The sequence below is a fragment of the Alteromonas aquimaris genome, assembly GCF_026183695.1.
Taxonomy (GTDB): Bacteria; Pseudomonadota; Gammaproteobacteria; order Enterobacterales; family Alteromonadaceae; genus Alteromonas; species Alteromonas aquimaris.
In genome coordinates this window covers 1-20,299 of sequence record NZ_JAPFRD010000002.1, presented here as the reverse complement: position 1 = coordinate 20,299, position 20,299 = coordinate 1, and the positions used below count along the sequence as shown (strand labels likewise).

Here is a 20,299-nt window from a genome sequence, read left to right as displayed (position 1 = left end):
GCTCATTTTGTAGCGTGGGTAGTTGATGGTCGCTGCGACTGACTTCCCCTCACCAGTCTGTCAGTGCAGCCATACTGAACAGCTCATCCTCAAAATTCAAAATCACCCGTTGGCCTTCTATATTGACTATCTGCACGCGATCTGTGATCCAGTCCCCTTCTCCCAGCTGCTTGCCATTTACCCTGACCCAGCGATCGCGAGGGTTTGATGCATACATATGCGCGCTAAAGTTCATGCTTGGCAAACGTGTTAGCAGCTTTACCGGAAGTTGATCAACGCGCGGCACGTCTGAATGTACATTTACTCTGGATGGCGGAGGCTGTGTTTGCGATGCGTTTTCTGTATCAAGCGCTTTAACTGCTTCATTAAACTTTGCCAGCAGCTCTGGCGAAACATCCACACTATTGCTGACCCGCTCATTTAAGACTTTACCTTCGTAGGCGGGTTCTGATTTGGTTTGCAGGGTTACTGCTTTTTCTTCAGGTTCCGACACAGCCGTTATTTGAGTTGGCTGGATGGCCTCGCCCACGGCTTCGTCGGCGCTCGCCTTTTTAGCAGTCGGTTGCTCTGGTGGCTCGCTCTGTGAAAGGCCGGCACGTTGCTCAGCCGCCGGCTCGTCCTTCACGACTGCAGGATTTCCCTCGCTTGGTGACACCTTTGAATAAGTGGCCTGTGGAACCGAAAATGACGCCGTTAGCACAGGCCACCAGCGCTCAGCGCTCCCTGCAGTAAATCCTAATCCCAACCCACCGATCATAATGACAGCAAACAGGGAGAAGTCCTTGGCATACTGCTGCCATACAGAGGGCAACGATTGAACCGTAGGTAAAAACAAACTGCGATTGAATTGGTCAGATAACGAACTATCCATCGACGCTACGGCTTTAGCTGCGGTATCGTGGTGTCCGCGCAATAACGCCTGTGTTGGCGTTTGATGAGTGATTTTAGGCGCAAGTTCAACGGTTAAATCAGGATCAATCTCCACTTCCTGTACGCCCATTTCAGCCAAGCCTTGAATCATAGAATCACTCGATATCAGTCCGGATTTTTGAATCGCTACCGGACCATTTTGTTGCGTTATCCGTGTGATGGTCATGCCCGGTCGCAGGTTTTCTATTAATACACGATCAGACATACCAGGCTCCAAGCATATAACCAACGAGCATCGCCGAGACAAAAGTTAAACCGAGCCATAGCGTATGTTGATGGCGTAATCGTTGCCCTACTACATCGTCGCCAAGGATCTGTTTCGCGGCGGCAAGAAATATCGGCTTTTTAACCACCGCATGGTGCTTGGTATAAGACAACATGAGAGCTCTATCACAGAGTAAATTGATCACCCGCGGTATCCCCGCGGTGATACGATGAATCGCTTTCAACGTGGCCTTACTAAACAGGTTGATATCGCCCTGCGCCACATTTAAACGATGCGCAACGTAAGCACTTACTTCTCCAGCGTTGAGCGGCAATAAATGGTAGCGGGCAGTAATACGTTGGGATAATTGGCGTAACTCAGGGCGCTTTAACAGTTGCTGCAGTTCCGGCTGCCCAATCAGGACCACCTTAAGCAACTTTTCACGATTGGTCTCTAAATTTGTTAGCAAGCGCAGTTGTTCCAGTACTTCCGGTAATAGATGCTGAGCTTCGTCAATCATCAATACGGTATTGAACCCTGCATGATGGTTGTCTGCCAATTTGGCTAAAATACGGTCGGTAAAATATTTCAAACTGGCTTTGTCAGGGTCACATTCAATCCCCAGTTCATCGCACACGGTGGCAAGCAGCTCTATCGCTGACAGGGTTGGATTGAGGATCATCGCGACTTGGGTATGGTCGGGCAATTGCTGCAATAACTTACGCGAGACGGTGGTTTTCCCAGTCCCCACTTCCCCCGTTAGCATAACAAAACCGCCACTTTCCCGCAGTCCAAACGTTAAGTGTGCCAACGCTTCTTTATGCCGCGGGCTCATATACAGATAGTCTGGATTAGGAGCGATGGAAAACGGGTTATCTGTTAATCCAAAATAATTAAGATACATGCCTGCTACAGTGTCTGAAATACATCGCGAACTAAACTAACCACAGCGTATGAAGATGTCAAAAGATAACTCCACTATTCTTACTTTTTTGACTCAGGCATACTAGAGCATATTGCTGTTGACTCTCCCCAATAGGACAACGCAGGGCGCTTTCGGTTCGCGACAACCAGATATTACGCTTAGTATGCTTTATGCCTAGGGTACTAGGAAGGTAAGGACGGCGTTTGTGAAAGTCAGCTGGAATACAAACAAAATAACGCGTGGCCGACACTTTGCGCATACCAATCCGCATTGACGTTTGAGCAGCTCAGAGATAGCTGCGGGTATCTCGTCAAGGCGCTTTGAGGAAGGAAGGCTCAGGCTTTTCGAGCCAATGTAAAGCAGAATCGAGGTCCGCCTTTGGCACCCATAGGGCGCGACTATTTACCCTTTTCGCCGTGGCGGGCGTGCATTCATACACGCTGGCCCTTAATGACAATAAATATTAACGGTTAACACGCGCTACTACGGCGAACGATTAAATCAGGTGAGTGATGCAAATTTATTTGGTGGGTGGTGCAGTGCGTGATGAACTGCTAAACCGCAATGTGACAGAAAGAGATTATGTGGTGGTAGGAGCGACTCCACAGCAAATGCTAGACAAAGGCTTCACCCAGGTTGGCAAAGACTTTCCGGTTTTTTTACACCCCAAAACCAAAGAAGAGTATGCGCTTGCCCGTACGGAGCGAAAGTCTGGCAAGGGTTACACTGGATTTGTGTGTGATGCTAGCGCCAGTGTCACACTGCAAGAAGACCTGCTACGACGAGACCTGACCATTAATGCTATGGCTAAAGATGCCGACGGTAACCTTACCGATCCATTCAATGGGCTGGACGATCTTAACCAGCGTGTACTAAGACACGTATCTACTGCATTCATAGAGGATCCCCTGCGGGTATTCCGTGTTGCCCGGTTCGCCGCGCGTTATGCCCACTTAGGGTTTACGGTGGCAGCAGAAACCATGCAACTCATGCAGGAAGTATCACAACAGGACGAAATAGGCCACCTTTCGGCAGAGCGAGTGTGGAGCGAAACCCAGCGCAGTTTACTTGAACTGGATCCGCAGATTTATTTTATAACACTCCGAAACGCCCAGGCACTCTCCCCTTGGCTTACCGAGTTAATTGATTTAAACGAAGACGCCTATACCGCGCTGAAGTTGTCAGCCGAACGCAATCACAATGCAGAGGTTCGGTTTGCGGTATTAAGTAGTTATTTAACGGCTGACAAAACCCGCTCATTATGCAAGCGTGTAAAAGCGCCTAACGCCTTTACCGAGATAGCTGTGCTAGCCTCTCTATTTGCCGAAAAATTGAGCCATGAGGTATCGGCCGAAGTCCTGCTAGACATTTTCACTCAAGCCGATGGCTGGCGCAAACCAGAGCGGTTCAAGGCGTTACTTGATGCTATCTCGTGCCGCGATTTACCGCGGCAGAATAGCCTCAACCGAGAGTTGATTTTGTCTGCCCTGGACAAAGCATCACGTATTGATACGCGTCCTATTATCCTTGCAGGCTTTAAGGGAGCCGCCATCAAAAACGAATTAAACAAACTTCGTTTAACGGTTATTTCAGAAATTCTTTCAGACAAAGGCGGCACAGCCTGATAACAATGCTACAATAGCCCAATTTACCGGGCTATCTGCATTTATATGACCTTTGAAGACTTAGATCTCGATTCAGACTTATGCCACGCATTGGCAGATATGAATTTTACCCGTCCCACCAGCATTCAGGAATTAGTTATTCCTCCTGCTTTAGAAGGTAAGGATATTCTGGCTTCTGCCCCAACTGGCACAGGCAAGACGGCAGCGTTTTTACTGCCTGCGTGCCAGTATTTGCTGGATTTCCCGCGCAAAGAACCGGGCGCAACCCGTATGCTTATTCTCACCCCCACCCGCGAACTCGCGCTGCAGGTGTATGAACAAGCCCTTGCCATTACCAAATATACAGATTTGGTTTGCGGCGTCATCACTGGTGGCATCAATTATGGCACTGACAACGAAACTTTAAGTAAGAGCCTGGATATTTTGGTGGCAACACCCGGTCGCTTATTTGAGCATATTAACAATGAGCACGCGGACTGCCGGGATATTGAATGTTTAATTCTGGATGAAGCTGACCGTATGCTGGATATGGGATTTGGCGGCATCGTGGGCCAAATCGCTGGCGAGGCTCGTTGGCGGAAACAAAATATGCTGTTTTCTGCCACACTCGAAGGCGTGGGCGTGAAACGGTTTGCTTCGGATATCCTCAAAGATCCGGTTGAAGTCACCGCCAATCCGTCCCGTAAAGAAAAAGCGAAAACCCATCAGTGGTATCACCTGGCCGATGATTTAGCCCATAAAGATGCATTGCTGGTTCATATTCTTACTCATCAGATCGAAAACGCCATTGTGTTTATTAAAACACGCGATCGGCTGGATATGCTGAAAAGTAAATTGATGTCGCAGGGACTACACGTTAGCTGGTTGCAAGGGGAAATGCCTCAGGATAAGCGTAATGCCGCCCTGGCATCTTTTAAAGAAGGAAAGGTGAAGATTCTTCTCGCCACCGATGTGGCGGCCAGAGGTATCGATGTTCCCAATGTAAGTCATGTCATCAATTACGATATGCCACGTTCCGCTGATGTTTATGTGCATCGGGTAGGACGAACAGGCCGAGCCGGGGCTAAAGGGATCGCTATCTCACTCGTTGAAGCGCATGATTTTGAAATGGTAGGTAGAGTCAGTCGTTACATTAACGAGCCTTTGAAGGCCCGAGTAATAGACGAGTTAAGACCTAAACATAAAGCGCCTTCTACAGTCCGTAAAAAGAAAAAGTTGAAAAGTAAATCGAAGGGGAAAAAGTGACCATCTTTCCTAAAAAAATTGTGCTCGCTTCTGGCAATAAAGGCAAGCTTCGTGAATTTGAAACCTTGTTCAGTGAGCTGGGTATTGAAATAGTTTCGCAAGGGGCGCTGGGCGTAAGCGAGGTTGAAGAAACCGGTACCACTTTTATTGAAAACGCCATCATAAAAGCCCGTCATGCGGCAAAAGAAACTGGCTTGCCTGCCATTGCCGACGATTCCGGTATTGTGGTCGACGCATTAGATGGCGCACCAGGCATCTACTCAGCGCGCTTCGCTGGTCAGGGGGCATCCGATCAGGACAATATTGATTTGTTACTTGACCGACTGAAGGGGCAAGTAAACCGTAAAGCCTACTTTTTTTGTATGTTGGTAATGATGCGTCATGGTGATGATCCGGTACCTGTGATCAGTCAGGGCGAATGGCACGGCACCATTACGCACACCCAGGAAGGCACAGCAGGGTTTGGTTATGACCCGGTATTCTATGTCAATGAATTTCAATGTACTGCCGCACAGCTAGATAAGATGCAAAAAAATCAAATCAGTCACCGCGGGCAGGCGCTAGGCGGTTTAATGACACAAATGAGACAAGTATTTGCGTAATCCTCCACTTAGCCTTTATGTACATATTCCATGGTGTGTGCAAAAGTGCCCGTACTGTGATTTTAATTCACACGGGGTGAAATCAACCGTACCCGAAAAGGAATACATACAACATTTACTCGATGATTTGGCTATCGATGCGAAGTTAGTCAAAGGCCGTGCGGTAGAAACCATTTTTATCGGCGGCGGCACACCCAGTTTATTCTCAGAGCAGGGCATTGCAGATTTGTTGGCGGGGATCCACGCACGAGTTGAGGTTGACAGTGAGGCTGAAATTACCATGGAAGCTAACCCCGGAACCATGGAAGCCGCGCGCTTTGATGGTTACGTGCAGGCTGGTGTGAACCGATTGTCGGTAGGCGTGCAGAGTTTTCAGTCGCAACATTTAAAGCTACTTGGACGTATCCACGATACAGACCAAGCAAAACGCGCTATTCATATTGCGCGTAAGTCAGAACTTGCTAGTTTTAATCTTGATTTGATGCACGGTTTACCTGAACAGTCTGTCGACAATGCCCTGTCCGATTTAACCACCGCTATTCAGTTAGCGCCACCGCATTTGTCCTGGTACCAACTTACCATCGAACCCAATACGCCCTTTTATTCGAAACCTCCGCAATTACCCGACGATGATATATTGTGGGATATTCAGGCGAAAGGACATGCATTGCTTAAACAGCATGGGTATCAGCAATACGAAATTTCAGCTTACAGTCAGATCGGTAAACAATGCCAGCATAATCTAAATTACTGGCGCTTTGGCGATTATATCGGCATCGGTTGCGGGGCGCATGGCAAGCTGACAGATGCATCCAAAGGCACGATCCGACGCACCGTTAAAGTAAAGCACCCGAGGGGTTATATGGACCTTGCGCGCCCGTATATTGACCATAACGATAGCGTTAAACGCGACGATTTGGCGTTTGAATTTTTTATGAATCGTTTTCGTCTCACTGAACCCTGCCCAACTGAGCAGTTTGAAGCGTTCACTGGCGTACAACTGTCGACTCAACAAGGTGCAGAACTGGAGAAGGCAGCTGATCAAGGTTTATTGACCTTGGCGGACAGCTATTGGCAAGTGACTCCTAAAGGGCATCGCTATTTAAATACACTTCTGAGTGCTTTGGTTTAAAACCAAAAAAATCCCGGCTAACCAGGCCGGGATTTTACTTCACGAAACGAATTTAAACGCACCCACTGATTGCTAACTATCTAACCAAAATAGTTCTCATCAAAACGTCAAATGCGATATTGGTTATCTAACAAGTAATGTGCCAGTTCGTAACATACTGAATTTTGAACAATTTAAAAAAAGGCAATTTGCTGACTGTAAATTTTATTGACAGTTAGCCCTTCCCTTTGTCAGCAGTGATCACGTCAATCGGCTTTAATTGCGGGATATGACGGCGGAGTTGCTCTTCCACCTTATTTAGATCTGTCAGGGTATCGCAAAACCATTTGGCTTTATTTTTAAGTGTCGACGCGCGAGGGCCCACGTCCTTATCAATTTGCTTTCCCATTTCCTCTAATTGACGAGAAATCTGTTCCACTTTTTTGCTGGATAACTCTGGGTCTGTGGTATTGATGCCCCCGATAGCAGATAAAATGCCCCCAATGGAGGTTGATATGGCTTCTTCCAGTTGCGCTTCTATTTCACTATCGACAAATTCATCAACACTCTCTAATGAGCCTGGCCCTATGGCATAGTACGGCCCGGTATGGCGAAACTTGTCTTTTACTTTATGCTGAACACGTTCCATCGCCACTCTGATTTTTTCATAGCTTTCGTGATCACTTCCTACCAACCCCAGATAAACATGGTCGATAGTTTCAATGGCCAGTTCCACTCCCTCGGTGGCCAAGATAATCATCTTAGGGATAACATAATGTAAGCCTGAAGCATATTCATGAAGTAACTTTGTATCAGTCTGGTTCAACTGAATCCAACGGCCGCCAACAAACAATTGTGACTGATGGTTTATTTGCACTATGGTGCGGGATTCATCCAGTACGCGAAGCTGGTCTTCTGTGACAAGTATTCCATAGGCGAAATCGATGTCACAGGTAAATTCCGCCTGCGCTGGCTTGAGTAGATCTATCATGCAAACTGTGGTCAGCAAGATAAAAGTAAGGCATGTTTTTACATTCATGAAATAATAATGCATGGGGTGGTAAAAAATGAAAAGGACAATGAGGTTAATTCGCTAATATATAAGCCGAAAACAACTTTAGGCAAGCAGCTGACACTTTTACTGAACCTAAGGTTGCGTCCCTCTTTCTGCTGCCACGCTTTCGCTTACCTGAAGCGCTTCAAGTTGTTTTTTACCGCTGGCAATATCGGTCATGTCGTAAATCATCATGCTTATAAACTCCACTGTACCGGTAGTTGACCTTAACGGTGACAGCGCTATGTTCTGGTACATGAAGGGCTCGCTACCCGTGATCGGGCGATAATTGGGAAATTTAAACAAGTAGGGACGTTGTTCCCACGTCATGAAGGCGCGGGTTTTTAGCTCAAATACGGGTTTGGCCTTTTGCGCGAACCATTCCTCTTCAATATGGTTAAACAAGTCAAATAAGCATTTTTGTTGTACTTCACTGGGTAACAGACCACTATGGCTTTCCATAAAGCCGTTCCAAACCTGCACTTTGTATTCACGATCTAATACCACTATACCCACATCCACGGATTGCAACATATCTGCCATCCAGTGAAATTCTCTGAGTTCATCTAAGGCATCATTGGCCACTACTCATCCTCCAACAGGTGCGAAAGTTTCTTATTCATGGTGCTCATAGAATCTTCGGTAAACAGCAAAATCAAATCACATTGCACATTGTACCCTTCCAAACCATAACTTAATTCGATCGCGAGGGTGCGACGCCAATTTATACTGTTCATATTGACGATGTCAGTGATCAGGCGATGTTGACCTAATACCACGGGATGTCCCTGGCTGAAATTGACATCCATTTGTTCTGCCAAACCTGCCAAACAGGTACCAATCAGCAAACTTGCTGCGTCCATTAATAATTCAAGCTGGATCTGATCGTCCACCTCTTGTTTGATATTGAGAATTTTGGCCACATCCTCGAAGCTGGAATCACTCAGAATACACAGCGCTTCACCACGAATTCCCGGCCCTAAAAAACCCTGGCACACGGCCGTCACCTGCTCGTGCTGCTCAATATCTGTCAGCATCATATGTAGCTCAGATACCTCGATAAGATTGACATTTGGAATAGGTAAACGCACGAACACGTTCATAATACGGGCCAAATGATCGCCCGCCTGCCCCATCGCGATATTGGTTATTTCCTGATAACAATCGCGTACTTCAGGATCGAGCAAACTCTCCTCTTCAGTCGCTTCATAATTTTTAAGAATGTCATGCTTTACTAGCACATCGCGCAATTTATCGGCTTTAACCGGTTTTTGAATAAAATCTATGGCACCCAGTTTGGTGACCCGTTGATGTGCTTCAGGCTGTATGTCACCCGATATCACAACAACCTTGGTAGGCAGGCCAAGCTGCTGAATTGCCTCTAACGTCTGATAGCCATCTTTCACCGGCATATTGAGGTCTAGCAGGAGCAATTGCCCTTTCCCTTGTTGCAGTGCTTCTATCGCTTCGCCACCGTGTTTGGCAAAATGCACTGCCACTTCCCAATCCTGAGGCAAGCATTTAGCTACCTGTTTGCGGGCAACTAACGAATCATCACATACTAAAACTGAAAACATTGATTTTTATTACCATCCTTAACGATGTTGGCTATTGCTAACGCATGCAATTCCGAGATTTGTTACCACTGGGAGGTAGATTATCTTTATTACATCACTTTAATACACCAGCTATAACTTAGCGAAAGTTTTTACTGTAGTAACAAATAGCATTTATCCACTAAATGTCCATTATCCTAAAGTTGAAATTAACATTGGCAGAATAAAAGCGGTCATTATTCCATTTAATGACAATGAAATTGCCGCGAGGGCGCCAGTCAGTTCAGATATCTGCAATGCTTTGGCCGTCCCTATCGCATGTGCCACTGTGCCTAGGGCGACGCCCTGCGCTTCGGCATTGTCGCCCCCCAGCCATTTAAATACCCATGGCGCCACTATTGCCCCCACCATCCCTGTGAAAATGACGAATACCGCTGCCATGGCTGGGATCCCTCCGATTAATTCTGCCGTTTCCATTGCCAAGGGCGTAGTAATCGATTTAACCAGCATGGTCGTGGAGAGCGCCACAGGTACACTAGACCAGTATAGTATCGCCCAGGCCAGGGCGGGGGCAAATACACCGCCGGCAAAGATAGCCAGCCAAAGCCGCCAGCCCAGGTTTGCGATATGTTTGCATTGAAAATAAAGCGGTACCGCCAGGGCGACGGTCACCGGCCCCAGTAACCAATGGATCAAACGGGTTGACTGCTGATAATCTGCAACAGGTATATTCAGAAAGTGCAGGATACCACCTAGTGCCAAAGCAGAGGTCAGTAGCGGCAGGGTTAACGGATGGCCTTTGGTCTTTGCATACAAGCGCGAAGCTATCATATAGATTGCAATGGAAAGCGTTATCCAAAGCACTGCATTAAACGTAATTACACTTTTTACTACTGAGACAAGAGGGTTAATAATTTCGCTCATTTATCCTCAACCGATGAGGTCGACGGTAATACCTTTTTGGCTAACCAGTAGCTAAAACAAAGACTGAAAACGGTGGTGCCGACTAATGCTAATAAAAGGGCCTCGATGTTTTGTTGAAGAGTTGACCAGTAAATTGCTATTCCAAGAACTGCCGGAAGAAAAAAGAAAGACATGTGAGTCAACAGAGGTTTTGCCGCGTGACTTATCGATTGTGCGGATGCCGAGGAAACCGTCATCAAGCAAAATAATATCGCTATTCCAATTAAAGCGCCGGGCAGCGGCAGTGAAAAGTGTACAACCAAAAATTCACCACCTACATAACTGAGCAAAATACATAGCCCGCCAATCAGATAATGTTTGATATTGACTCTCTACTCACTTATCCAAGAATGTGATCATAGTAACGTAAAAACGTCATCGTCTTGAACTAAAAAGGAAGAGCCGGCTGCTTTTTTAATGAAGACGATTACGATACTGTTCAAACCAGCGGGTAGAAAACTTTGCTACCGAGTTATCGGTAAGTTGCACATAATAATTGGATTGCTGGTCGCAGAAAATATTCACTACATACCTCATATTTACTGTAAGCGACCGGCTTATTCTCAAAAAGTGCTGATTATCAAGTTTTTTGAGCAATGCCCCCATACTACTGCGGACAATAAGGGGATCTTGTTTAGTGAACACCTGCATATAATCGCCTTCAGCTTCTATCTTTATAATATCTTGCCAAGGTAGAAAAACGGTGTTGGTGAGTGTTTTTAACACGAGAACATTGTCATTTTCAGCCTCACAAAAACGCAGTATATGCGCAGAAACAGCGGTTTTCGAGATCCCGAGTTGCTGACTTAGACCGTGTTGAATCGCCCGCCACTTCGACACAATCTCATCATTACCTCGTTGCTGCTTTAAGCGCTGGCAAACTTTTTCAACTTGTTCGTCCACCAAGGGAGTCGTGAGAAAACTAAACGCATTGTGGGTAAACGCCTCAAGGGCATCATGATTGTTTAACCCAATCAACACTAATCGTTCTATTCGATAAGGAAGCACAGCAACATGCTTCCAGGTCGCCATATCACAAAAAAGCGTTAAATGCGTAAGCTCACTAACCGGCATAGTCGACGGAATAGCCAGGTTCACTGCGTCAAACACCGCCATGTCGATGAGTCGTTTTTTTAGATCAACGGCCACCGGCTGCGATTGAACGGCAATAATCCCAATATGAGAAACTTTTCGGTCCATAACTGCTGAATATCAACTGCCTCTGAAGGCATTTTCAGAGGCAGTGATGAAAGTGCTCATCGTTTTGCTGTCAAGGTCTGGGTTTTTGTTCCCGCGCGTCTTTCAATCGACGCGTATAAGGATGGAGATTTATAATTTCCAGCAAAAGTCAGCATATCCTGACCGTTACAAAGCAAACCTTTATTCAACTCTCTGAATTTAATTCTGCTGTTTTTTATCGCCCGGTTAAATTTTAATTTGTTTCCAGAAGCAATTGCGTAACATACCTTTTTCAGTTCAGCTTCATAAGGAATGCTTTTTGCGCTTACAGTAACGCTAGTCATTGTTAAGCCAGCAGTGGCAAACAAAGTCGTAATCAATGCTATATGTTTTTTCATGACGCTTTCCTCTTTTGTATCCTTTCCCATCAACGAAAAAGGTAATTCAAAAATAGGTAATACCGTTAAGGATCGCCTGCTAAATTCGGTAAACCGCAAGTCGGTGCGATGTTGCGATTAATGGGGTCTTGGGGCCGACTAATAATCGCCCCGACAGGTAATTCAACGTACAACCCACACACTTTGTTACCAGGTAAAAAGTGATGATGAAAAATAATAACCCATTCGCCGTATGCCCAATTGAAAATCGTTCACGGAACTAACTGGGTAGGTGCACGCGTGGATATCGTGATATCAGGATAAAGCTTGTGGTTACCTATGCGTCAAGCTGGTCACTCAACCATATGTTGAGAAAGGAACCAGGATGTAATTTGCTGGAGAAGCCCCCACCGTATGCTAGCGGGAATGCTGCTTGGTTAGCCAAACAATGCCATAAGAAATCGTGATACGTTACACCTATCAAGAGTGAGCGGAAATGACTGCCCAAAGTCGTTGCTGTAAGCAGCTTCACTGCCCGTGCTACCGCGCTAGTGTTAATTCCACCCGCTATGCGAAGCGCACAGAATAAGTTTTAGTGGGGCTGCTTGAAGAATCCCTAAGGCTTTTTTATGTCCCGTCGGTAGCCAGCCAACGCCGTTACATCAAAGACGGCTCCCGCGCGGATGTTGGTATTCGTGAGTGACGCCAGGATGAAACAAACAGATATGGAGAGAACCCCGTGCGATTTAGATGCCTTACCAATTAATTAGGATCGACGTGGCTTTCGTTTATATCGTTGCATAAAAGGGAAATTTGCTCGCGAGGTCAGGCGATAACGAAGTAATCGCAGCAACTGGGGGGCAGTAAGGTTAATCCCCCGCAAGCTGATAGAATATCTAGTACTTAGAACGTACTATCCTGATGGATTTTGATGAACATTTCCGTACCTGATTTGCTGTAATCGATTTTGTATTCTTTGCCATTTAGCGTTTGGATGAAAAGTAAGGTCTTCTCATCGCCAAATACATCGCCAGCAGTAATATCTACTAATTCCATATCCATCATCTTTGCGTCACGCTTATTCTCAGGAACCTGACCTTCGTAGCGCTTTATTCCCTTATAGGTCACTATAATGGGTGGAGCATCGTCACCATTGACAACCAAAAGATCTAACTTTCTTACTTTGTGGATGATGGTGTTACGACCGCTTACCAGAAAGGGTCTTTCTGTCATTATTATCTCCGTACTGGCTTTGTAATACTGTTAGCAGGCAAAAGATATCAAAGAACAATCAATAATGCACTTACTAGATACAGCATTTGCGTAACATTTTTGCCGCCTTCCTTAACTTAAGGTGGGCCATAATCAGGATCCGTCAGAAAGGTATCGTCGGTTAAACTCTTCAAAAAGGCTTCCAACGCTTTTTTCTCATCCTCATTTAATTGGAAACCTTTGATAAAAGGGCTTTTATATGGGTTGCCTTTACCTTCCCCTCTGCCGCCCTGAGCATAAAACTCAATTACATCTTCAAGCGTGGCTAGACTACCATCATGCATATAGGGCGCGCTTACAGCGATATTGCGTAATGTTGGCGCACGAAACTTTCCCATATCCTCGCCACGGTGGGTGATGCGTAGCAATCCCTGGTCCGATTCGGGGTAGGCCCCCTCCCCATCTTCATTATAAAGGCCAGTATTGTGAAAAGGCTGTAAGATAAGGCTTTGTCCCTCATGTGTACTGGACTGACTAAAATTGAGCCCACCATGACAATGAAAGCATTCTGTCCGTTCGGAAAAAAACAGGTTCATTCCCTGAATTTGTTGTGAGGTCATGGCAGTGTCATCACCTTGATAAGCGTATTGGTCAAATGGGCTATTGAAGGAGGTAATGGAACGTACAAAACTGGCCAGCGCTTTGACTACCCCATCTAAGGTAGGTTTATTTGAGGCAAATGCAGATTCGAATAATGACCTATATTCAGGCGTAGATAAACGCTGGAGAATAATTTCTTCACTGCCGGTTATGCCTAATTCCACCGGTGACTCGTTGAACAACGGGATCATCAATTGTTGCTCAATATGGCTGAATCCGTTATGCGCCCAGGTAAACGCGCTGTTATACGCCACATTCACTAACGCCATAGTGTTACGCGGCACTTTTTCACCTGTCGAGCCCGTGGCGTGCATGGCAGGTTCCGCGAAAGCGAATGGCTGCTGGTGACACGAGGCACAGGATTGGGATTGATTTGCGCTTAAGCTGGTATCATAAAATAGCTTACGCCCCAAATTGACTTTTTCCTCGGTAATGGGGTTATCAGCTGGAATAACAGGAAGAGGAACATTTTCGGGTAAGCTAAACCTGTACGGCGTACTTTGGGGTTGGCAAGCTGTGAGCAGCCACCCCGTTAATACAAGTGCCGTAGACGCAGTTAATCCCAATTTATCCACGGTCGACTCTGCAGATTTTTCATCAATCGGCCGCATACCCCGGCGTCGGGCGCTTCAAACATACACCCTTCTGACTCCATTAACTTCGTTTGCATAATCAGGTGGGGCAGAGACACTTCCAATGCCAGATCAAAGTCTAATTGGGTGGCTGGCAATATTACGTTCACCCGATTGGTAAAGGTGCACGATTTTGCTGGGGGACGCACGGCTGAGTCGGAGGTGCATCCAATACTGCCTAAGTGATAGGAAAAGGTATGCTCCAAATTTTGTTTTTGGCGAAGATCCATTCGCAAAAACTTATGCCCATCCTGCCAGGACCAAAACATAGAACTATCATTTAACGGTGAAGGCTGGGTAAGAGGATTAGCGTGATTTTCTGCAAACGGTAACCCCAGCGTAAAACGAAACGCGGTAGACCGCTTCATCAGCTCTTTGGTCGCGACCAGTTTTAAGCTCGTATTGGTGGCATTAGCACCCTGACAGTTGGCGTGAAATTTAAGTAACGCTATGTCGGGCGTTTGCCACGGTGTGGTTTCAAACTTTATCCGCTGCCACTTGCCATCTATTCTCACTTGCGGATCGCTTAGGTAAAAGCCGAAATAGTCAATTTGCCACCTTTCACCGGCTAATTTAATTTCATAGGGACAGGTCTTGGTGTCCATCCCTTTTACGGTGACAGGGATTTCGCCAGCGCCCGGCCTTGTGAACATAAACCCATCGCATCCAGCTATAGCCAGACACAGTATAAGGGGTAGACAACGAAAATAAGCTTGCATCAAAAACTGCACAATTAGTAACCACTCTGCTAAATTTTAATAGGTAGATGGCAAAGTGAAAAGTGAATAATCATTGCATTTGTTTAGTCTGATTTCTTCCCTGCCTGGATTGATTGTGCTGCTAAGTTTAACGATCAGTCAAGCAGTTCAAGCACATAGTGAAGGCGATAAGTATCGCTTCGTGGCGAATGATGGCAAAGATACTGGGGCTTGTGAAAACCGTTTTCGTCCCTGTGAAACCATAGCGTATGCCACATCGCAAGCCAATAAAGGCGACCAGATATTGGTCTCGGCCGGTCATTACCCCGTGCATGATGAACACACGCTATTTCACCTTATTAATGAACTGGTGCCGGTGTTCGGCGGCTATAGCCGAACAGACCACTACCAGATCCAAAATCCTTCCCGTTATGATACGGTGCTTTCGGGGGTGCCTTTAGAATTTGCGAAGCAACTCTCTGCTAAGGGTTTTAACGTCATTGCAGACGGCAAGCAAAACATCACAACGGCGGTATTAAAGCAAGTTGAGCAGTCTGTCACCCAACTTACCACCCGTCATAGTACTGCCGAGTGTGTTGATGGCATGGCAGCCGGATTCACATGTCAAAATATTTCGTTGTTGGCTCACCTACCGTTAGCAGAATTGCCCACCGATTCAGCTTCAGCTAACGATATCTGGGGCCACGTCGATCTTAACACCATGCGCGAATATGCCCTGATTGGATTGCGTCGTGGAGTGGCCGTGGTGGATGTGAGTGATCCCGCATCACCGCAAATTGTGGGGTCAATTAGCGGAGCGGCCACTACGTGGCGAGACATAAAGGTATATCAATACTTTAACCGCCCTACCCACAGTTGGCGGGCTTTTGCTTATATCAGTGCCGATAGCGCGAGTGAGAACTTACGCATTCTCGACTTGAACCAGCTGCCCCACCGTGTTGATGAAGTTGACGCTTTGACGGATGATGTCCGCGCGCATAACATCTACATAACTCACACCGATCCGGGCTTAAATATCTCGCTTCCGGGCAGTACGTCTGAATTGATCGTTGCGGGCGCGGAGAATTTTTTTGGGGCGTGGAGAAGTTATCGCTTATCCACGCCCAGTAAGCCCACGGCAGCTTATCGTAATGAAATTGCCTCAAGAACGGACTACTCCCATGATGTATCAGGCTTTTTCGTTACCGACGAGCGAGCGCGCGAAGACTGTAAGGGAAGCAGTTCAATTTCATGTAGCGTTATTTTGGATTTTAATGAAGAGAGTGTGCGCTTATGGGATACCAGCAACCCACAAATCCCATGGCAGATAGGCGAAACCACCTACCCTAATTTAGCTTACACCCACAGCGGCTGGCCAAGCGAAGACAATCAGTATTTGTTCGTACATGATGAAATGGATGAGTCCTCACTCAGTCTCAACACCGCGGTGTATGTATTCGATATTAGCGACTTAACCGTACCCAACTTAGTTACCACTTGGGAAGGTGATACGCGTGCCATCGATCACAACGGTTATGCAAAAGGGAATCGCTATTATTTTTCCAATTACGAACGCGGGCTGACAGTATTAGACATTAGCGATCCTACCTCCCCTGCGGAAATAGGCTCTTTCGATACCTTTCCCTCGTCAGACAACGCTGCGTTTAACGGCGCCTGGGGTGTGTACCCTTTTTTACCCAGCGATATCGTGCTAGTTAGCGACATTCAAGGGGGACTGTATATATTTCGTGATGACACCAGTGTGGATGCCCCGACGACGGTAGGATTTACTGAAACCGAAATTACCGTTCAGCCAGGCGAGACGGTGCAGTTACCAGTGCAACGACAAGGCGCTGCCAATATCAATGTAGATTATCGAATAATCTATGGTTCGGCGAACAATACTGACTTCACCGCCAGTGACGGTACGTTGAATTGGAACGCGGCTGACGATCCCAACCAGAACATCGAAATCGACATTAATGAAAACGAAGACGATGAATTTACTGAGACATTTTTCATACGCTTGATAAACCCTTCCACAGGCAATGTAAAAAATGGGTCCGGGCTGTTAGCGGTGCATATCAAAAGTGAACGGGGCAACCAAGGTGTGGCGAACTTTACCAGCGACCGCTTTGAAGTTGCTGAAACCGTAGCCTTGTACAATCTCAACGTGGCACGCGTGGGCGGTGTGCAGGGCGCGTTACGCGTCACCTTTGAAGTGACTGCAGGTACCGCCAGTAGTGAAGACTTTCAACCCCAATCTGGCGAGCTGGCTTGGGAAGATGGCGACAATCAGGATAAAATTATTTCCCTTATTCTCTACGATGATGAAATAGAAGAGGAAACAGAAACCCTCACCGTCACGCTTACAGGCACCGACGAAAATGCAGTGGGAGACATTGCCACCACCACGGTATCAATTCGCGACAACGAATCCAATCAGCCACCACAGGTTAATGCTGGTGCCGATCAAACTGTCAGTGCCGGCGCGCAGGTAGAGCTCAACGCCAGTGCCAGCGACCCCGAAAACGATCGCCTTACCTATACATGGCGACAGTCTGAAGGCGAAACCGTTACCCTTGCTCAGGCGGACAGCTTGACCCCATCATTCACTGCCCCCCAGACAGCCACCACCCTAGTCATCACCCTAACCGTAACAGATGAACTGGGCGCCAGTGCTAGCGATAATGTCAGTATTAGCGTTATCGCAGATAACGGTAGTGGAACAGGTAACGAAGGACTAGACAGTAACACCGGCTCCGGAGGTGGGGGTTCCCTGGGCCAGTGGTGGCTGCTCTTTCTTACCTTCACTCTGCTTTTGAAAACAAATAAAAACAAAGCCCCGTCGACTCATTTTTAACCAATCAAACCCACTTCGCATGAAAAGGGGCTTCAAGTAGGGTGACAAGCATAAAAAAAGTGCTTATACTTCGCCCCGTTTTGAAAAACCTGTTCAGGCGAATCAAACAAATCTTCAACGGCCCCATAGCTCAGTTGGTTAGAGCATCCGACTCATAATCGGCAGATAGAACGAAAACCATTTTCCTAAAATCTCTATATTTACTGCCCTTATAAGTTAGCATCCACTATCATTTTATTAAATGTCACTAATCAAAGAGTCCCTTGAAGAGTCTTATTGAATTTGTTGTTACTGCAAGGAGTGGGTAAAGACATCGACCAAAATTATTAAACACCCACTTTGATCAAAAAAAGTGATATTCAATTTCTTATCCGATGCTCGCAAATGATGTTTGCATTAGCTTATACGGGTTAATTTTTCTACTTTGAAAGTTTTAACGATATGACCGCGCAATACTTCCCAATGCTGCATCCATCGCTGCTTTTCTTGCTGAGAATGCATTTCCTACTTTTTGTCTTCCAGTTTTTGAAACAACAAGGCTTTAGCTAAACGCTTATTAGCATGCTGGCTTCATTCTCTTTCAACACGAGCCCTAAAGGTTTGGAAAATGTACAACTCTGAATTAGGTGTAAAAAAAACTGGCGGGCCGATTTTCGTATGGAACCGCCTAACAGCATGCATTGATGGGCATCAATAGACAAGAAACGGACGTTTAAATTATCTAATCCGAAAATCAACTACGAAGCAGCCTATTAAACAACGCAACCGTTAATAGCAGATATTAGAAAACTAATAGTTCTTAAATGACGGGTTATAACTTTGTCTGCTAAATTCGCCTAGTATTGATTGCGACTCTTGTAAAGCGCGTACCACGAGTGGTGTAGAAATTTCGTGTAGAGTTTCCTCTCCCCTCTCGATTTTTACTATTATCCGAAACAATACAGCAAATGAGTCGCAGACCATATCAAGCGTGCTAGCATCAATCCAAAAGTCACCAAACTCACGTTTGCGTCGTTCACCATACCAACATGGGTTTCGCGAATAAGTAAGAGTGTCACCAAGTACACCGGCCACACCGTGGACAATGTTATTTCTAATTATAAAGCCCGAGGCACAGGCTGCACACCAAAGTTGAATAAAGCTTTTATTTTTATTGTCTTCGAGGTTTTCAGAAAACTTTTTAAAGGATGGTATCAACTGCGAAATCGGCTTTGCGTCTGTTTCAGGTCTTATACCATTAGGATCAATACCTTCGCATCTCCATATCGCTCGTTCGAGATAATACTCTATGCTTCCTGAATACGTAACTATGGCAGCTATCTTTTGGCTGGTTAATGGCTCCAGTCTCCAGCTAAGTTCAATAATCGAAGACCTTCCATATTCTTTATAGGCAGGTTTTTCACTAATCAGAGTCCTCTTTCATGCAGAACTATCGGTTTAAATGTACTTCTCGTATCGAGGCTCCATGACCTCGTCCCATAATTCAGAAGACCTCACTATTCGACTGTGAGATTTTAGGTTTTCATTTGAGAAATCAATTAGCTTTGAAAGCGCTTCTTGGATTCTGTTTAACCAGTAATCACTGCCTATCGTATCGTTATAGGAGTCTTCTCTGTTGCCACGGAAGTCCCAGGCATCCAATCTGTACCGCAGTCCAACTGGTAAGCCATCCATTTTAAGAATATCGTTCTCATAATCCTTGACAATATTCTCTGGCAGATGAGGACGAACTTTCCTTAACATTTTCCCAATGTCGTGCCGATACTTTTCGATCCAATTAATAAGCGTCTTGCCTTGCCTATCCGCACTCTCAAAATAACAGATCAAAGATTTCAAGACTGACTCAACACCCATCCGCAGATCAATGAACGATTTTATACGCATTGACTGAGGCGTATAAAACAACGGCCCTTCGCTTTCCATACAATGCTTATATCGGATAAAAAAATCTCGAGCATCGTGGAAGAAATGATTTGAAACCTCGAGGTATCGAGGTCGAGTCAACTCTTCGCTCATACTCCCTCACACTTGAAAATTAAATAATGCATAAATCTTGGGTGTCTGTCTATTGCTCATTAATGCCATTAATAACTTAATGGGCCAACGACCGCTTCACATATTCAGCTGTTTTAGAGTAAGCACTGACAGGCATCAATAGATAAAGCGGACGATCAACACTTTACTAATGAGTGACCAAATTATGGCCTGCCTCGATACAGTTTTTGAGCTTCTATTGCACCATCCAGCCGCCTGTGAATTAGCGAAACAGTCGAGAGTATATCCAAAGCATCTTGCTCTTCAATTACCCATGTTACTCTGGGCGCGTGAGCTGTCGTATTGCGAAATGTTCCAAATACACCTTTTAAAAAGTTGGCAAACCCTTTTTTGAATCGCGCCGGTAAATTCGGAGGCGGATTTGTTTGAGTCATGCTGCCGTATCTTCGGCTAATTGTCGATAATAG

19 protein-coding genes are annotated in these 20,299 nt (G+C 46.0%); 5 read left to right on the top strand and 14 right to left on the bottom strand.

Going from position 1 to position 20,299, the window contains the following annotated elements; genetic code table 11:
- Positions 1-49: 49 nt before the first annotated feature.
- Together OPS25_RS00290 and OPS25_RS00285 are read right to left on the bottom strand one after the other, a co-directional pair.
- Positions 50-1,135, bottom strand: coding sequence for a general secretion pathway protein GspB (locus OPS25_RS00290; RefSeq protein WP_265615643.1), 1,086 nt, complete (start codon positions 1,133-1,135; stop codon positions 50-52).
- Complete coding sequence (locus OPS25_RS00285; protein WP_265615642.1) at positions 1,128-2,039, bottom strand: ExeA family protein; 912 nt, start codon at positions 2,037-2,039, stop codon at positions 1,128-1,130. The genes OPS25_RS00290 and OPS25_RS00285 overlap by 8 nt, the downstream gene beginning before the upstream one ends.
- A 533-nt stretch (positions 2,040-2,572) precedes the next feature.
- Between OPS25_RS00285 and OPS25_RS00280 the strand changes: the two genes are divergently transcribed.
- From OPS25_RS00280 to hemW, 4 genes are read left to right on the top strand one after another with little or no spacing between them, the layout of a single operon-like run.
- Positions 2,573-3,685, top strand: coding sequence for a CCA tRNA nucleotidyltransferase (locus tag OPS25_RS00280; protein ID WP_265615641.1), 1,113 nt, complete (start codon positions 2,573-2,575; stop codon positions 3,683-3,685).
- 45 nt (positions 3,686-3,730) lie between these two features.
- The gene (gene srmB / locus OPS25_RS00275) at positions 3,731-4,930 is read left to right on the top strand and encodes an ATP-dependent RNA helicase SrmB (RefSeq protein ID WP_265615640.1); all 1,200 of its coding nucleotides are present in this window, start codon (positions 3,731-3,733) and stop codon (positions 4,928-4,930) included.
- A complete protein-coding gene (gene rdgB / locus OPS25_RS00270; protein ID WP_407080202.1) occupies positions 4,927-5,532 on the top strand; it encodes an RdgB/HAM1 family non-canonical purine NTP pyrophosphatase in 606 nt (201 codons plus the stop codon). Before srmB ends, rdgB begins: the two co-directional genes overlap by 4 nt.
- Positions 5,525-6,664, top strand: coding sequence for a radical SAM family heme chaperone HemW (gene hemW / locus OPS25_RS00265; RefSeq protein WP_265615639.1), 1,140 nt, complete (start codon positions 5,525-5,527; stop codon positions 6,662-6,664). Before rdgB ends, hemW begins: the two co-directional genes overlap by 8 nt.
- Positions 6,665-6,878: 214 nt before the next feature.
- Here the strand turns inward: hemW and OPS25_RS00260 are convergent, their stop codons facing one another.
- The 10 genes from OPS25_RS00260 to OPS25_RS00220 all read right to left on the bottom strand — a co-directional run bounded on the left by OPS25_RS00260 (position 6,879) and on the right by OPS25_RS00220 (position 14,929).
- Positions 6,879-7,634: a YggN family protein gene (locus OPS25_RS00260; protein ID WP_265615638.1), complete on the bottom strand. Its 756-nt coding sequence runs from the start codon at positions 7,632-7,634 to the stop codon at positions 6,879-6,881.
- Between the two features lie 156 nt (positions 7,635-7,790).
- On the bottom strand, positions 7,791-8,240 hold the full coding sequence (locus OPS25_RS00255; RefSeq protein ID WP_265616126.1) for a PAS domain-containing protein: 450 nt from the start codon (positions 8,238-8,240) through the stop codon (positions 7,791-7,793).
- Positions 8,241-8,281: 41 nt separating this feature from the next.
- Positions 8,282-9,274, bottom strand: coding sequence for a response regulator (locus OPS25_RS00250; protein ID WP_265615637.1), 993 nt, complete (start codon positions 9,272-9,274; stop codon positions 8,282-8,284).
- Positions 9,275-9,445: 171 nt separating this feature from the next.
- A complete protein-coding gene (locus tag OPS25_RS00245) occupies positions 9,446-10,177 on the bottom strand; it encodes an LrgB family protein (protein ID WP_265615636.1) in 732 nt (243 codons plus the stop codon).
- Entirely contained in the window at positions 10,174-10,479 is a 306-nt protein-coding gene (locus tag OPS25_RS15965; RefSeq protein ID WP_407080201.1) for a CidA/LrgA family protein, read from the bottom strand. The genes OPS25_RS00245 and OPS25_RS15965 overlap by 4 nt, the downstream gene beginning before the upstream one ends.
- A 151-nt stretch (positions 10,480-10,630) precedes the next feature.
- Positions 10,631-11,416 (bottom strand): LytR/AlgR family response regulator transcription factor, encoded by a 786-nt coding sequence (locus tag OPS25_RS00240; RefSeq protein ID WP_265615635.1) that lies wholly within the window; start codon positions 11,414-11,416, stop codon positions 10,631-10,633.
- A 56-nt stretch (positions 11,417-11,472) separates the two neighbouring features.
- Entirely contained in the window at positions 11,473-11,793 is a 321-nt protein-coding gene (locus OPS25_RS00235) for a DUF3718 domain-containing protein (protein ID WP_265615634.1), read from the bottom strand.
- An 882-nt stretch (positions 11,794-12,675) separates the two neighbouring features.
- Entirely contained in the window at positions 12,676-13,005 is a 330-nt protein-coding gene (locus OPS25_RS00230; protein ID WP_265615633.1) for a hypothetical protein, read from the bottom strand.
- A 116-nt stretch (positions 13,006-13,121) separates the two neighbouring features.
- A complete protein-coding gene (locus tag OPS25_RS00225; RefSeq protein ID WP_265615632.1) occupies positions 13,122-14,255 on the bottom strand; it encodes an MbnH family di-heme enzyme in 1,134 nt (377 codons plus the stop codon).
- A complete protein-coding gene (locus OPS25_RS00220) occupies positions 14,201-14,929 on the bottom strand; it encodes an MbnP family copper-binding protein (RefSeq protein WP_265615631.1) in 729 nt (242 codons plus the stop codon). Before OPS25_RS00220 ends, OPS25_RS00225 begins: the two co-directional genes overlap by 55 nt.
- A 139-nt stretch (positions 14,930-15,068) precedes the next feature.
- On the opposite strand from OPS25_RS00220, the gene OPS25_RS00215 reads away from it, so the two are divergent.
- Positions 15,069-17,837, top strand: coding sequence for a choice-of-anchor B family protein (locus OPS25_RS00215; protein ID WP_265615630.1), 2,769 nt, complete (start codon positions 15,069-15,071; stop codon positions 17,835-17,837).
- A 1,437-nt stretch (positions 17,838-19,274) separates the two neighbouring features.
- Here OPS25_RS00215 and OPS25_RS00210 read toward each other — a convergent pair.
- On the bottom strand, positions 19,275-19,580 hold the full coding sequence (locus OPS25_RS00210; RefSeq protein WP_265615629.1) for a hypothetical protein: 306 nt from the start codon (positions 19,578-19,580) through the stop codon (positions 19,275-19,277).
- A gap of 455 nt (positions 19,581-20,035) precedes the next feature.
- On the bottom strand, positions 20,036-20,299 hold a 264-nt coding region (locus OPS25_RS00205), incomplete at its 5' end, for a TIGR02391 family protein (RefSeq protein ID WP_265615628.1).